The 14,553-nt window shown below is 64.4% G+C and carries 14 protein-coding genes and 2 tRNA genes; 2 read left to right on the top strand and 14 right to left on the bottom strand.

Annotated elements, in window-relative coordinates:
- Positions 1-6: 6 nt before the first annotated feature.
- On the bottom strand, positions 7-963 hold the full coding sequence (gene lipA / locus GGD62_RS03205) for a lipoyl synthase (protein ID WP_183707025.1): 957 nt from the start codon (positions 961-963) through the stop codon (positions 7-9).
- Positions 964-1,093: 130 nt separating this feature from the next.
- Here lipA and GGD62_RS03200 point away from each other — a divergent pair, with 130 nt between their 5' ends.
- Positions 1,094-1,696 carry a DNA-3-methyladenine glycosylase gene (locus GGD62_RS03200; RefSeq protein WP_183707024.1) on the top strand — a complete coding sequence of 201 codons (603 nt, stop codon included), beginning with the start codon at positions 1,094-1,096 and terminating at the stop codon, positions 1,694-1,696.
- A gap of 110 nt (positions 1,697-1,806) precedes the next feature.
- On the opposite strand, the gene GGD62_RS03195 is transcribed toward GGD62_RS03200, so the two are convergent.
- The 11 genes from GGD62_RS03195 to GGD62_RS03145 all read right to left on the bottom strand — a co-directional run bounded on the left by GGD62_RS03195 (position 1,807) and on the right by GGD62_RS03145 (position 13,562).
- Positions 1,807-4,683 (bottom strand): valine--tRNA ligase, encoded by a 2,877-nt coding sequence (locus GGD62_RS03195; protein WP_183707023.1) that lies wholly within the window; start codon positions 4,681-4,683, stop codon positions 1,807-1,809.
- A 126-nt stretch (positions 4,684-4,809) separates the two neighbouring features.
- Entirely contained in the window at positions 4,810-5,568 is a 759-nt protein-coding gene (locus GGD62_RS03190; RefSeq protein WP_183707022.1) for a PopZ family protein, read from the bottom strand.
- Between the two features lie 303 nt (positions 5,569-5,871).
- Positions 5,872-7,257, bottom strand: a complete 1,386-nt coding sequence (locus GGD62_RS03185) for a TolC family outer membrane protein (RefSeq protein WP_179731376.1) — start codon at positions 7,255-7,257, stop codon at positions 5,872-5,874.
- A 205-nt stretch (positions 7,258-7,462) separates the two neighbouring features.
- Positions 7,463-8,116 carry a protein-L-isoaspartate O-methyltransferase gene (locus tag GGD62_RS03180; protein ID WP_092258300.1) on the bottom strand — a complete coding sequence of 218 codons (654 nt, stop codon included), beginning with the start codon at positions 8,114-8,116 and terminating at the stop codon, positions 7,463-7,465.
- 137 nt (positions 8,117-8,253) lie between these two features.
- Positions 8,254-8,427, bottom strand: coding sequence for a hypothetical protein (locus tag GGD62_RS03175; RefSeq protein WP_018320416.1), 174 nt, complete (start codon positions 8,425-8,427; stop codon positions 8,254-8,256).
- Positions 8,428-8,643: 216 nt separating this feature from the next.
- Positions 8,644-8,718 (bottom strand) — tRNA-Asn (locus tag GGD62_RS03170).
- A gap of 136 nt (positions 8,719-8,854) precedes the next feature.
- Complete coding sequence (locus GGD62_RS03165; protein WP_018320415.1) at positions 8,855-9,223, bottom strand: hypothetical protein; 369 nt, start codon at positions 9,221-9,223, stop codon at positions 8,855-8,857.
- A gap of 207 nt (positions 9,224-9,430) precedes the next feature.
- The gene (locus tag GGD62_RS03160) at positions 9,431-11,125 is read right to left on the bottom strand and encodes a flotillin family protein (RefSeq protein ID WP_018320414.1); all 1,695 of its coding nucleotides are present in this window, start codon (positions 11,123-11,125) and stop codon (positions 9,431-9,433) included.
- 22 nt (positions 11,126-11,147) lie between these two features.
- Positions 11,148-11,807: an OB-fold-containig protein gene (locus GGD62_RS03155; protein ID WP_018320413.1), complete on the bottom strand. Its 660-nt coding sequence runs from the start codon at positions 11,805-11,807 to the stop codon at positions 11,148-11,150.
- Between the two features lie 10 nt (positions 11,808-11,817).
- Positions 11,818-12,981 (bottom strand): PspA/IM30 family protein, encoded by a 1,164-nt coding sequence (locus tag GGD62_RS03150; RefSeq protein ID WP_183707021.1) that lies wholly within the window; start codon positions 12,979-12,981, stop codon positions 11,818-11,820.
- A 320-nt stretch (positions 12,982-13,301) separates the two neighbouring features.
- Positions 13,302-13,562, bottom strand: coding sequence for a hypothetical protein (locus GGD62_RS03145; RefSeq protein ID WP_026202356.1), 261 nt, complete (start codon positions 13,560-13,562; stop codon positions 13,302-13,304).
- 260 nt (positions 13,563-13,822) lie between these two features.
- Between GGD62_RS03145 and GGD62_RS03140 the strand changes: the two genes are divergently transcribed.
- On the top strand, positions 13,823-14,020 hold the full coding sequence (locus GGD62_RS03140) for a hypothetical protein (RefSeq protein ID WP_018320410.1): 198 nt from the start codon (positions 13,823-13,825) through the stop codon (positions 14,018-14,020).
- A gap of 83 nt (positions 14,021-14,103) precedes the next feature.
- Here the strand turns inward: GGD62_RS03140 and GGD62_RS03135 are convergent, their stop codons facing one another.
- Together GGD62_RS03135 and GGD62_RS03130 are read right to left on the bottom strand one after the other, a co-directional pair.
- A complete protein-coding gene (locus GGD62_RS03135; protein ID WP_018320409.1) occupies positions 14,104-14,250 on the bottom strand; it encodes a hypothetical protein in 147 nt (48 codons plus the stop codon).
- Between the two features lie 200 nt (positions 14,251-14,450).
- Positions 14,451-14,524, bottom strand: a tRNA-Cys gene (locus GGD62_RS03130).
- Positions 14,525-14,553: the final 29 nt, after the last annotated feature.

Genomic DNA, 14,553 nt, shown 5'->3' with positions numbered 1-14,553 from the left:
GGCGGTTCAGCGGGCCGTCGCGGCCCGCGCGGCCTTCAGTCTCGCAAAGTCCTCGCCGGCATGATGCGACGAGCGGGTGAGCGGGCTCGCCGACACCATCAGGAAGCCCTTGGTGTAGGCGACCTTCTCGTAAGAGGCGAACTCGTCCGGCGGCACGTAGCGCATCACGGCGTGGTGCTTGCGGGTCGGCTGCAAATACTGGCCGATGGTCAGGAAATCGACGTCGGCGGAGCGCAGATCGTCCATCACCTGCTGCACCTCGTGGCGCTCCTCGCCGAGGCCGACCATGATGCCGGACTTGGTGAAGATGGTGGGATCGAGCTCCTTGACCCGCTGCAACAGCCGGATCGAATGGAAATAGCGCGCGCCCGGCCGCACCGTGAGATAGCGCGACGGCACGGTCTCGAGATTGTGGTTGAAGACGTCGGGCTTGGCGGCAACCACCACCTCGAGCGCCCCCTCCTTGCGCAGGAAGTCCGGCGTCAGGATCTCGATCGTGGTCGTGGGGCACGCGGCGCGGATCGCGCGGATGGTCTGGGCGAAGTGCTCGGCGCCGCCGTCAGCGAGGTCGTCGCGATCCACGGAGGTGATGACGACATGGGCAAGGCCGAGCTTGGCGGTCGCCTCGGCGACGTTCTCAGGCTCGGCCGCATCCAGCGCATTGGGCAGGCCGGTCTTGACGTTGCAGAACGCGCAGGCTCGGGTGCAGGTGTCACCCATGATCATGAAGGTGGCGTGCTTTTTGTCCCAGCACTCGCCGATGTTCGGGCAGCCGGCCTCCTCGCACACCGTGTGCAGGCCGTTGGACCGCACGATGTTGCGGGTGTCGGCGTAGCCGCGGGTGTTCGGCGCGCGCACGCGAATCCAGTCCGGCTTCGGCGGCGAAGCGGAGTCAGGACGATTCACCTTTTCGGGGTGGCGCGGGCGCAGCGGGTTCGTGATGGTATCGACAATAACGACCATGGGATGTCCGGTCTGTTCAGGTCCTACCTAGTCGGTCTCGCCCCGCATCGCAACCCGGCTCGCGCCGCTTCAGGGAACATGGCAGATATGGGCAATATCCTGCTCTGTTCTCAGGCAATTCTCACCTCGAATGGCTCCAGTATCGAAGACTTCCACCCCGCGGCTCGGCAAGCTGCTCAAGCGCGGCTTTTTCGACCGCGACGTCCGCGAGGTCGCCCGGGACCTGATTGGCGCGACCATGCTGGTCGACGGCGTCGGCGGCGTCATCGTCGAGGTCGAGGCCTATCATCATACCGAGCCGGCGGCGCACTCCTACAACGGGCCGACGCCGCGGAACCAGGTGATGTTTGGCCCGCCGGGCTTTGCCTATGTCTATCGCTCCTACGGCATCCACTGGTGCGTGAACTTCGTCTGCGAGGAGGAAGGCTCGGCGAGCGCCGTGCTGATCCGCGCGCTGGAGCCGACGCACGGGATCGCCGCGATGCGCCGCCGCCGTCATCTCCAGGATGTGCACGCGCTGTGCTCGGGCCCCGGCAAGCTGACCGAGGCGCTCGGCATCACCATTGCGCACAACACCCTGCCGCTGGACCGGCCGCCGATCGCGCTGCATGCGCGGACGGACGATGTCGAGGTAGTGGCCGGCATCCGGATCGGCATTACCAAGGCCGTCGAGCTGCCCTGGCGCTATGGCGTCAGGGGCTCGAAGTTTCTGAGCAAGCCGTTTCCGAAGTAGTCGTCGTTCCGGGGCGCGACGAAGACGCGAACTACGGTGCGCAATTGCGCACCGGAGAATCTCGAGATTCCGGGTCTGGTCCTTCGGACCATCCCGGAATGACAGCGAGGTCACGACGCCTGCTTCAGCCGCTCCAGCGCCTCGAGCAGCTTGGCCTTGCGCGCGAGCGCGGCCTCGCGCTTTTCGCGCTCCTCCTCGACGACCTCCTCGGCTGCGTTGGCGACGAACTTCTCGTTCGCGAGCTTGGACTCGGCGCGTTTGATATCGGCGTCGGCCTTGCCGATCTCCTTGTCGAGACGCGTGCGCTCGGCAGCGACGTCGATCACACCCTTCAGCGGCAGCGCGGCCACTTCGCCGCGGACGAGGAGCTGAACCGCTCCGTCAGGCGCGCGGTCGGCGAAGGAGATGTCCGACAGCCGCGCCATGCGCTTGATGACGTCGGTCCAGCGCGGCACGCGGTCCCTGGTTTCGGCGGAGGCGCCGACGAGCACCAGCGACGTCAGCGTTGCCGGCGGAATGTTCATCTCGGCACGCACCGAACGGATCTGCGTGATCAGGTCGATGACCCAGCCGATCTCGGCTTCCGCCTTGGGATCGGTGAAGTCGGCGTGGTCGAAGATCGGCATGACCAGCATCGGCGACATCAGCGGTTCGGTCGGTCCAGCCGCTGCAGCGAGGATTGCGAGCTGCTCCGGTGTCGGCTCGGCCGGCTTCAGCGGCCATTGCGCCAATGCGAGCAGACCGTCGCGCTTGGCCGTCACTTCCCACAGCTCCTCGGTGATGAAGGGCATGAAGGGATGCAGCAGCTTCAGGATCTCATCGCGCGCCCAGGCGACCATGGCACGGGTTTCGTCCTTGGCCGGGCTGTCGGGGCCGAGCAGCACGGGTTTTGCGAGCTCGACATACCAGTCGCAATAGACGTTCCAGACGAAGCGGTAGATCGCGCCGGCTGCATCGTTGAAGCGATAGGCTTCGATGGCTTCGGTCACCTCGCGCGTGGTGTGCGCGCTCTCATGTGCGATCCAGCGGTTCAGCGTCTCCTTGGCCTTCGCCGGCTCGAAACCATCGGGCACGGCGCAGTGGTTCATCTCGGCGAACCGCGAGGCGTTCCAGAGCTTGGTCGCGAAATTGCGGTAGCCCTCGACGCGGCTGGTGGCGAGCTTGATGTCGCGGCCCTGCGCGGCCATCGCAGCCAGCGTGAAGCGCAGCGCGTCCGCGCCGTATTCGTCGATCAGGTTGAGCGGATCGATGACGTTGCCCTTCGACTTCGACATCTTGGCGCCCTTCTCGTCGCGGACAAGGGCGTGGATGTAGATCGTCGAGAACGGCACCTCCTTCATGAAGTGCATGCCCATCATCATCATGCGGGCGACCCAGAAGAAGATGATGTCGAAGCCGGTCACCAGCGCATTGGTCGGGTAATAGCGCTGCACCTCGGGGGCATCCTCGGGCCAGCCGAGCGTCGAGAACGGCCACAGCGCCGAGGAGAACCAGGTGTCGAGCACGTCCTCGTCGCGGGTGATGAAGCCTTCGCGCTTGATGCGGTCGAGCGCCATCTCGCGGCCCTGCTCGGCCGTGATGACCTCCTGCTCGACGTAATAGCCGAGCGCGTGGCTGACGGCCTCCTCCTCGGTCTCGGCGACGAACACCTTGCCATCGGGGCCGTACCAGGCCGGGATCTGATGGCCCCACCAAAGCTGGCGCGAGATGCACCAGGGCTGGATGTTATCCATCCACTCGAAATAGGTCTTTTCCCAGTTTTTCGGCACGAACGACGTCTCGCCCGACCGCACCGCCGCGATCGCGGGCTTTGCCAGCGTCTTGGCGTCGACATACCACTGGTCGGTGAGGTACGGCTCGATCACGCTGTTGGAGCGATCGCCGTGCGGCACCATGTGGGTGTGCGGCTCGATCCGCTCGACGAAGCCGAACGATTCAAGCCGCTCGACGATGCGCTTGCGCGCAGCGAAGCGGTCGACCTTGTGGAATTCCTCGGCGAATTGCGAGGCGCCTTCCGGCAGGTCGCGCAGATAGTCCTCGTTGTCGACGAGATCGAGGCAACCTTCCCTGTCGATCACGCTGATGCGGCGCAGGCCGTGGCGATTGCCGACCTCGAAATCGTTGAAGTCGTGCGCCGGTGTCACCTTGACCGCGCCAGAGCCCTTCTCGGGATCGGAATAATCGTCGGCGACGATCGCGATCTTGCGGCCGACCAGCGGCAGGATCACGTTTTTGCCGACCAGCTTCTGATAGCGCTCGTCCTCGGGATGCACGGCAACGCCGGTATCGCCGAGCATGGTCTCGGGGCGCGTGGTGGCGACGACGATGAAGCTCGAGGGATCCTCAGGATTGAACGTCTTGCCCTCGATCGGATAGCGCAGATACCAGAGGTGGCCCTTCACCTCGGTCTGCTGCACCTCGAGATCGGAGATCGCGGTCAGCAGCTTGGTGTCCCAGTTCACCAGCCGCTTGTCCTTGTAGATCAGGCCGTCGCGGTGCAGCTCGACGAACACCTTGATGACGGCCTTCGACAGGCCCTCGTCCATGGTGAAGCGTTCGCGCGACCAGTCGCAGGAGGCGCCGAGCCGCTTGAGCTGGTTGATGATGGTGTCGCCGCTCTCGGCCTTCCACTGCCAGACCCGCTCCAGAAACTTCTCGCGGCCCATCTCGCGGCGGCCGGGTTGCTGGCGCTCCATCAGCTGCCGCTCGACCACCATCTGGGTGGCGATGCCTGCATGGTCGGTGCCGGGCTGCCACAGCACGTCGCGGCCGCGCATCCGCTCAAACCGGCACAGGATGTCCTGCAGCGTGTTGTTGAGGGCGTGGCCCATGTGCAGCGAGCCCGTCACGTTCGGCGGCGGGATCACGATGGTAAAGGGCACGGCGTCGCGGCGGTCGGGGCGGCCGGCCTTGAAGGCAAGGCTGTCCTCCCACACCACGGACATGCGGGCTTCGATATCGGCGGGCTGGTAATTTTTCTCGATCATGGGGCTGTTAGAAAGCCGCGTGTGCGGGTCAAGTCAACGGGAAGCTCAGCGGCAAAGGCTTTCCTGCCCGGTCCGCAGACCGAATATGCCGCAGGAGCAGGGCTTTATCGGGGCCGCAGGGCCGTATCAGCGCCCGCCGCGCGAGACCCGCTCGATTTCGGCCTTCACGATGCGTTCAACGAGGCCCGGCAAATTGTCGTCGAGCCAGGATTTCAGCATCGGACGCAGCATCTCCTTGACCAGATCCTCCAGCGTCCGCGCGTTGCTGCTGAGCACCGTATGAGCCAGGGAGTTGAAGGCGGATTCGACCGCCGAGACGGTGGACTGCGCGAGCATGGGCTGCTGCGGCGGCAGCGGCGGGGCATCGAAGTCCACCGGCGCGTAGGACGGCGTCGGGCGCGGCGGCGGCGATTCGGCGAATTCGAGATCGTCACGCGGCTCGACCTTGCGGAAGCTCGGCGGCGGCGGAGGCGGCGTCGGATCCATCGCCATCTCGTCGGTCAATTCGAGCACGTCGGGCTCAGGCTCGGGCTCCGGCTCAGGCTCGCGGACCTCCGGCGCGGTTGTGGCCGTATCCAGCCCCGCCAACAGCGCGTCGATGTCGTCCTGGCTGTTCGGTGATGCCTCCGCCGCAGGCGGAGGGGCCGCTGCCGGCTTTGCGGCCGGAGGTGGCGCAGGTTTTTCAGCGGCAGGCTTGGCAGGGGCAACCTTGGAGGGCGGAATGTCGTTCATCGCCTGCGGCTTGGGTGCGGGCGCAGCAGGAGCTGGCGCGGGCTTTGCGGCCTCTGCCGGCGGCGGCTTGGCCTCATCGTCGGCAATGATGCGCCGGATCGAGGCCAGAATCTCCTCCATCGAGGGTTCTGTGACCTTTGCAGGCTGCGTCATCTCCGACTCCACATCATCAACGCCCTCGCATGCGTTGTTTTACACCAAGCACGACAGGATTGGCCGGTTCCGGATGGGCGGCCCGACATTTTCGTCGCGGCAGCCCGACTTGTCCCCAGATCACGGCTCAACGTGCAGCGGTGCGCCCCTGCCCCCGGCACTCAAGCTTTACGCACACGGCATCACTGCGAGGCGAATCGACCCGCATCGTCTTGGCAAGGCTATGTCAGGGATTTTGATGATTGCAAGCAAAGCGCCGGTCGGCCTCGGCAATTCATGAGGCCGACCGGGCGAGTACGGGAATCAGCGCCCGTCAGGCGTACGCACGCCGGCCCAGCTATCGCGGACCTGATGGTAGTGAACGCTGGGATCGTAAACCGTGGTTGCAAGGCCGAGAACCTGCGGCGCCAGACGGCCGACGGCGGCGAGGACGTTATAGGATGCAACAACCCGGTCGTGCTGCGCAGTCACCAGCGCGACGCGCGCATTGACCAGCGCCTGCTGCGCGTTGAGGACGTCCAGGGTCGTGCGCTGACCGGCCTTGGCCTCTTCGCGCACGCCATTCAGCGCGATCTCGGACGCCGTCACCTGCGCCTGCGCGGACTGCACCTGCGCCTTGCCGGCCTGCAGCGAACCCCACCACTGCACGACGGTCGCGCGGGTCTGATCCCGCGTGTTTTCGAGGTTGAGACGTTGCTGCGCCAGGTTTTCCTTGGATTGCCGGATCAGCGAATATTCGCTACCGCCCTGATAGATCGGCACCGAGATCTGCGCGAGCGCGGAAGCGCTGAGCGAGCGGTACTGAATCAAGGATTGTTCGTAGGCCTGGGTCACGCCCGCCTGCAGGGTGACCGTGGGTAGCAGAGCGCCCTCAGCAACTTTGACCTGCAAGAAATTGACGTCAATGCCGAACATCGCGGCGGTGACGTTCGGATGCTCGACGAGGCCGAGCTCGACCGCGGCAGCGAGCGTCGCGGGCAGGAAACGATCCACCGGCGAGCCGGGTGCCAGATTCGTCGGCTCGTTGCCGATGATGCGGCGGAAGTTCGCGCGCGTCGTGGTGAGATTTGCTTCCGCGGTCAGGGCCTGCGTCCTGCCAGCCGCCAGCTGTGCTTCCGATTGCGCAACGTCGGTTCGCGTCACTTCGCCGACATTGAAGCGGTCACGGGTCTGCTTGAGCGTCTGCTCGAGCACCCGCACGTTGCTGCGCTGGACTTCGAGCGTCGCCGAGTCGCGCAGATAATCCATGTAGGTCGTGGCGGCCAGGAGCAATATGCTCTGATCGAGGCTGCGCAGCGCTTCGCGGGAGCCGGAAACCTGACTCTCCGCGGCGCGCGTCCTGTTGGCAGTCTGGTTACCGTTGTAGAGCGTCTGGGTGGCAGTCAGTCCCACGCTTCGGGGATAGCCTTTACCGTTAATCGGATCGCTGTTGGAGGCGCTTTTGAAGTCCGAGTACTGAATGCCCCCGCTCGCCGTCAGCGAGACCTTCGGGCGATATCCCGAGAGCGCCTGCGGCACGTTTTCGTCAGTCGAGCGCACCTGGGCGCGCTGTGCGTTGAGCTGTGGATTGTTCTGATAGGCGCGCACCAGCGCGGACTCGATCGTGTCCGCCAAGGCAGGCGTCGGCCCGGCAAGCGCGAGCAGCAGGACCGAAACCGCAGCTCCGGTGAAGAGCTTCACCCCATGCATCCCAAAAATTCCGTTCATTCTAACGCCCGGCTCGTGCCCGCGAGCTGGGTTACCGTCTACGAGTGGAGTCGTTGCCCCGCCGCAACATAAGACGCGGTCAAGCGCGACGGAACTACCTGAGGGTAGTTCTCGGTGGAAACTCTTTACGTGCAGCATCCCGGCCACACTTCTGATTCAGAACGGGATTTTATCGCGTTTTGGGCCGTCAGAACACGAAGGCGGCAGCCCGTTCCAACCCGGGAAGGACCGGAGCGGCAGCGTCGAACAGGGCCCGATGGCCGAATTCACCATGGGTATGGGTCACGATTATGGCACGCGGCGGCCTCGATTCGGCCGACACCCCCACCAGACGCCCGCCCTCCTTCAGCTGCCCGAGCAGCGCTTCCGGCACGACCTCAGTCGCCCCATTGAGGATGATCACGTCAAAGGGAGCGGCGGACGGATCGCCTTCGGCGCAGGCCGCGGCCTTGCAGGTGACGTTGGCAAGGTTCAGGGCGGCCTTGGCTTTCGCGGCCAAAGCCGAATCGCATTCGGTGGCGGTGACCTGGCGTGCAAGCTTGGCGGTCAGTGCGGCGAGGTAGCCCGTGGCGCAGCCGACCACCAGCACGTTGTCGCCCTCGCCGATCTCGGCGGCCTGGAGCAGCTTGCCGGTCAGCTGCGGCTTGATCAGGAACCGCTTGGCCGCGCCTTCGCTCACGTCGAGGTCGAGGTCGAGATAAGCCAACGCCTGCCGGTCGGCCGGCACGAAGGCTTCCCGCGGAACCGTGAGCATGGCATCGAGAACACGACGGTCAGTGACGTCATTGGTGCGCACCTGGCCATCGACCATTTTGAGGCGCGCGGTCGAGAAACCGGACATTTGCGGACCCTGCAAGGCGGACGATGCCGCGGACGAAATTCGCGGCATCTTTGGAGCATGCACGGCCAAAACGCAACACGGCCGTTAGCCTGCGCAGCTAAGGCCTCCGCATGTTACCGCATCAGGGTCGGGACGGATTATTCGATGGCCACCGCAAGGCGGCCGATCAGAGCGGCGACCTCATCCAGCCGCGCCGAATCGGGCGTCTCGACCGCACGCGCCAGACAGGCGAGGCATTCGTCGTCGCTGAGCTCGGGAATGTCGGCCGGCAGAATCGAGGGGGCCATATGGTCGACCTGGATGTCTGGCATGGGAATCAGCTCCGTTAAGATCCGGCTATCGCGAAACTCGATTTCAATTGAGTCGATTTGGCGCCGTCCGCATGGCGTGACGGGGCCAACCCACAACACATCTGCTTGAATGCGATTCCCAGCCGGGATCGCGAAAACGCGGTTCGGAGGGCAAGGCAACAAGATTGCATATCGCGCGAGAATGCGCCCGTAACCCGTTGACCTTGCGGAAGGATTTGGCTCCCCGGGCTGGATTCGAACCAGCGACCATCCGATTAACAGTCGGATGCTCTACCGCTGAGCTACCGAGGAAAAGGCGAACCAGTCGTTCGCGCGCGGCTGCGTATAACAAAGCCGCTTGCGCTTGCAAAGGACGAATTCGTCATCATCCGCAATGCGCCGGAGGAAGGCTGGGATGCCCCCTCCTCCGGGCCAAGTCTGCCAGAGACTACTCGGCAAGGAACGAGGTGGTCTTGGTGCCGGGATCGTAACGCAGCCGAAGCGCGGTCATCTTGCAGAGGTTGACGTTTTTCCAGAGCACGGCTTCGTCGTAGTTCTGCCAGTCGACGCGGATGTTCCAGACGCAGCCCTCGTCGTCCTCGTCGAACTCGACATAGGTGCTGGCCTGGTTCTGCAAGACCTTCTCGAGCTCATTGTCCCATTCGTCCAGGCCATCGTCCGGCGCGTTGAAGCCCAGGAATTTGATGGCATAGCCGGTCTCGTTGACGACGGTGACGTTGCGGGCATCGGCCGCGAACGAGGGCATGGTGGCGATCGAAAGGCCGATCGCGATCAGTCCAGACAGAAAATATTTCATATGAAATTCCCCGATCGAAAACAGGCTTCAGCGCCTGGCGTCGATCGGCGCAGGCGCCGCGGCAACCAATGTCGTTGCCTTGGAAGATCCGTCCGGAGTGCGATCGAAAGGTTCAAGACGATCGATCGTCACTCCGGCACGTTGCGCGACGCGAGACGCGCTCAGCCTGTTTATCGATTCGAATTCTCCGCAGCAATGAACGGGCATTCATAGATCGGCGGTGTTCGTCTTCTCTGGTGCCGGCGCGGGCACGGCGGCGCCGTTGCTCTTCCCGGTCACGGCGCCGACCAGCGCCTTCACGGGATCCTCGCCGGGCGCAAAGCCGCTCTGGCGCAGGATCTCGTCGATCATCGGACGCAGCGCGTGCACCTTGAGCAGCTCGCCAGCGAGTCCCTCGCCGAAGCCGACATTGCCTCCACCGGTGCCGTTGCCGCCGAACGCGCCGCCGGTGTGCAGGATACGGACGTCCTTCAGGTTGGCGATGGGCTTGACCATCTCGGCCAGCGCCGACGGCATCGTCTCGATCCGCTTCTTGGCGATCTCGAAGTCGATGACGTTGCTGCCGAGCTTGTTCTGCGCCTCGTTCTTCATGGTGATGACGGCCGCTTCCGCCTCGCCGATGTTGCGCACACCCACGGCCTTGATCTTGTTGGACTCGGCTTCCGCGGTGGCCAGCGTCTTCACGGCCTCGGCGCGATCGAGCGAGGCCTTCTTCTCGGCTTCGGCCGCGACGATCAGCTCCGTCGATTTGCGCTCGGCCTCGGTCCGCGCGGCCAGCACCTGGGTGAGACGGGCACGATCGGCGACCTCGACCGCGCGTGCGGTCACGACCTTTTCCTCCGCGGAGACCGCGATCGCTTCGGCGGTCTTGGCCTCGGCAACGGCCTCCGAGGTCTGCTTGCTCTTGGACGCGATCTGGATCTCGTTCTCTTGGGTCGCGATCTGGATCTCGCGCTGGGCGTCGGTCTTGCGCTTGTTGATCGCCAGATCCGACTCGATCACCGCGGTTTCCTTGACCTGTTTGGCGCCCGCCTCCTTCTCGGCGACCGCCCTGTCGGTATCGATGCGGGCATTCTCCTCAGTGAGGCGCGCGGTCTGCGTCGCGGTTGCGACCTCGGCGCGGGTGCTCGCGGTCTTGTTGGCGATGTCGCGCTCCTGCGACAGCTCGGCCTCCTTCTTGGTCCGCTCGATGCCGAGGGTCTGCTGCCGCGCCTCGAGGTCCTTCTGGGCGATCGCCACCTCGTTGTCGCGCACGATGGCGTTGCGGTCACGCCGGCGCGTCTCGGTGACGGTCTTGAGCTGGGTGAGACCTTCGGCGTCGAAGAAGTTTTCCGGGTTGAAGAACTTGACGTCGGTCTGGTCGAGCTTCGTGAGCGACACGGATTCAAGCTCGAGGCCGTTGGATTTGACGTCGGATTCGACTGTCGCCTGCACATGTTTGACGAAGTCCGAGCGCTTCTCCTGGAGTTCGAGGATGCTCATGGTCGCCGCCACCGAGCGCAGGCCATCGACGAATTTCGCCTCGACCTGGTTGCGCAGGGCTTCGGCGTCATTGGTCAGTGCGCCCAGCGTCTGGCTCGCAAGCGCGATACTCTCATCGTCGGGCCGGACGCGCACGTAGAATTCGGCGACGATGTCGACGCGCAGCCGGTCCTTGGTGATGAGGGATTCCCGCTCCTTGCGTTCCACGGTGAGCCGAAGCGTCTTCAGATTGACGCTGGCATAGGAGTGGAAGATCGGCAGGATCATGGCGCCGCCGTCCAGCACGACCTTCTTGCCGCCGAGGCCGGTGCGCACGAAGGCCTCGTCGCGGGTGGCGCGCTTGTAGAGGATGGTGAAGACGATCCCGAGGACGACGATCAGCGCGACGCCGATCATGGCCGGGACTGCGATGTCGAACATGATGCTCTCCGATAATGACTTGCTAGCTGTTTAGAGTGGGCTTGGAAGGTTTGAGTTCATCGTCGGCCCTGACCGCCACGAAGCGGGTGCCGTCGCGATCGACCAGCAGGACCATGGTTCCCTGTGGCAGGGGCGATGACGCCGGCGCCGCAACCGCCCAGACGAAATGGCGGTTGCCGTGGACGTCGGCGACGCTGACCTTGCCGGGCGGCCCCTGGTCGAGCGGGCCGATGACGACCTCACCGATGCGGCCGACGAGATCCCCTAAGCCGACGGCATAGCTTTCATCCTTGGGAATGACCCGCGCGATCGCCCTGCTGGCAGCGCGGACCACCGGAACCGAGATCACGACGGCCCCCACCGAGGCCACTGTTGCCGGCAAGGGCCCCGCAACCATTCGCGCGATGTCCTGGATCAGGAAGCCGGTGATGGAGAAGGCGCCGAGCAGCAGCAACAGGAAGATCAGAAGCGGCACGCCGCCGACATTGATCCAGGAAATGGCGTTGATCACGCCATTGTCGCTGGGGTGACCGAAATCGATGTTGGTCCCGAGCATTTCGCTCAAGGAAGCCCCGACCAGCATCGAGACCACTTCGATCGAGCCGACGATGAGGATCATGGCCGCCGCGATCGCGAACGGCCTGACCTCCGGCGACATGACGTGTTCGAGCAGAGCGCTCATGACACGGCACTCAGGAGCGCGACTTCAACCGCGCGAGCCTCGCCGCGATTTCCTTGTCGCGATGCAGCGTGCTGAGCTCGTCGATGTCGCTCGAATAGGGAATGCCCGGCGGCACGCCGGTGGCGCGTGCCACCGCCCTGCCCGCCCGCAGCGCCTTCGCTGCCGCAGAGCCGCCGCCCTGTTTTCGGGATGACGTCGAGGCCTGAGGGCTTGCGGCCGCCTCGCTCTTTTCGAGATCGGCACGGCGCTGCTCGGCGTCCTGCAGCGCAGACAGCACCGCGCGCAGCGAGGTGATGCATTGCTCGATCTTCTCGTTGTTCTCGTCGATGGCGCGGGAGAGCACATCGAACTGGGCCTCCAGATCCATCTGGCGCGCGATGCCGGCGCGGGCGAGATCGTCGCGGCTGTCAGCGATCGCGCCCTCGATCTTGGGCGCGAGATCGGCCATCTCGCGTTCGATCTCGGTGCGGCGCGCATTGAGGCGATATTCCTCGGCACGCGCAGCGGCGAGCGCGTCGCGCGCTTCGCTCTCGGCGCGCTCGATCTCGCGGATGGCCTGGCTGACCACTTTCAGCTTGTTCTTGCCTTCGGCCTGCTCGATCGCGTCATAGGCGATCCCGGCGATCAGGCGCCCGACCCGGGACAGGAAGTTTTCGGGAGCGGCAGCGATGGTATCCATGGCGTTCTCCTCCTCTGGCAGATTGTTCGGCGTGACGCCGTAGTGAACTTCAAAGCCGTCGTCGGTGCGGATGAGGCGAGCGGGCACGCTCTGCCCCCAGCCCTCGGCATAGCCGGCATAATCGAAGGGCACGCTGAAGCGCCCTTGCACGGTCGCGATCGAAATGGTGGCCGGGCCCTTGATCTTGGCGAGCTTGTCGTCGAGCGGCAGACGGCGGCCCTGTGCCGCGCGATACTCGGCGCGGTCACGCAGGCCCAGCGTTACCAGGCGCGAGGGCAGCGCGGTCTGTTTGCGGATCGGGTTATAGGCGTGGGCATGCAGCAGGACGACGTTGGAGCCGACATTGTGGCTCCGCGCGACCTCATCGAGGATCTCCATCATGCGGTCATAAGCCCTAAACGTCGCCTCCAGCGCGGCCGTGGCGGCCGGGTCAGGGGCAAGCCTGTAACGCAGCGCAGATGGCGCGTTTCGGGGCGATTGACTCATGGAAAGCACTAAAGCACCATTTTGGTGCTTTAGAAAGAGGAGGTCTGATCACGTTTCCCTGATCCTCATGCACTCTTACTATTAGTCGTTGTGCCCGGGACGCGCGTTCAAGCCGGGCGTTCACCCCCAGATCACACCCAATCAAGACTTCTTGCACGCACGGGTTGCAATTTGAGACGAAATGCAGCGAGCGCTCGGCAAGCCCGTCTTCTCTCACTCGCATCGGCTCAAAGGCTATCCACAGCCTGTCCGCAGCATATCCACAGAACCGCTATCGCGAATTCGTCAGCCGACGCGAGCCACTTGCTGCGCACACATCCACAGGCCCCTTAACCGCCGGCCTGATCGAATACGCTGCGGCAGGCTTCGCTCAGGCTCGAGCGGTTGCGCCGCAGGCACGCCGTGATGGCGCGGACGTTGGGTATTTCGCCGGCGCAGAGCCGGTAGACGTCGGGCGTGCAGGCCCGGCGCTGTTCGGCTGTCCCCTGCGCGTGGGCGGTGGAAGCAAACAGCGTCAGGAACAGCCCGACCGTGGAGGCGCGGCGGGCCCGGCTCTTCACACCCGCAAACCGCAAGAACCTCGCCTTCATGACCAGTCTTCCCTTCGCCCTGCCCGCTCCGGCCCGCATTGGGCCGCTTGCGAAAAGGGTTAAGAGAAATAAACCGCCGAGGATGTGATCTCTTTCACACTGCCGGCCCAGCGGAGGAACCTAAGGTTTCACAGGGGATTTTCACAAACCGCTAACCAATCGGGACCCGATCGCCGGATCGTTAAAATGCGAACGATCCGCTCAACCGGGTAACAAACCGGCTTTGCGACATTGCGCCGTCCGCGTTCTGCGAGGGTGCGATGAGAAGCGAAGCCGAATTCAACTTGTTGCTGGATGCCGTCCGGGACGCCATGGTCATTGAAGACTTTGCTCCCGCGCCGGAGGAGGAATTCGTGCCCCGCTCGTGGAGTTTTCACGCGACGCCCAAAGCCGCCAATGACAATGAGGGCGCCTGGCCCCTTCTGCCGTTCCCCGACGGCTGGTACGCGGCCTGCTGAAGCTGCTTTCACCCTGAGCCCGAGAGCCCGCTTCGCGGGCGTCTTGCCATAGGCACTGGGCGTAAAACTTGGCGCTGCGCCGATCAGGTCTTGATGCGATCCTCGCCATCCTGCGGCACCCGGTCGGGTGCGGCCGATGGAAAGATGCTGTCATAGATCGCGCGAGCCTCGCGAATGAGGCGGGCCCGCTCCAGCTCGGATTTCGGGACAAATCGGACGATGTCGCCCACGGGTGCTCCAGCGCTCGTTGATGTCAGTCGCATCGCTTCGCAGATGCGAAGTCTATGCCAACGAGACTGAATCGGGGGGGCCAGCGAGCTCCGGACAAACCCGGAGATCGATCCGCCTCTCAGGTCGGCAGAACATTTCGCGCAGCATCAGCGGAGCCGGCGGCGAGATCGAATTGTGCTGGGAGATCAGAGGGATATGATGGAGGCCACGACCAGAATTGAACTGGTGTACACGGTTTTGCAGACCGTTGCGTAACCACTCCGCCACGTGGCCCCGTAAGGCCGGAGCAATATAGGGGATGA

The organism is Bradyrhizobium sp. ERR14 (genome assembly GCF_014198235.1).
Classification (GTDB): Bacteria; Pseudomonadota; Alphaproteobacteria; order Rhizobiales; family Xanthobacteraceae; genus Bradyrhizobium.
Note: the sequence above shows the minus strand (reverse complement) of the source record. Positions and strands in the feature narration are given on the sequence as shown.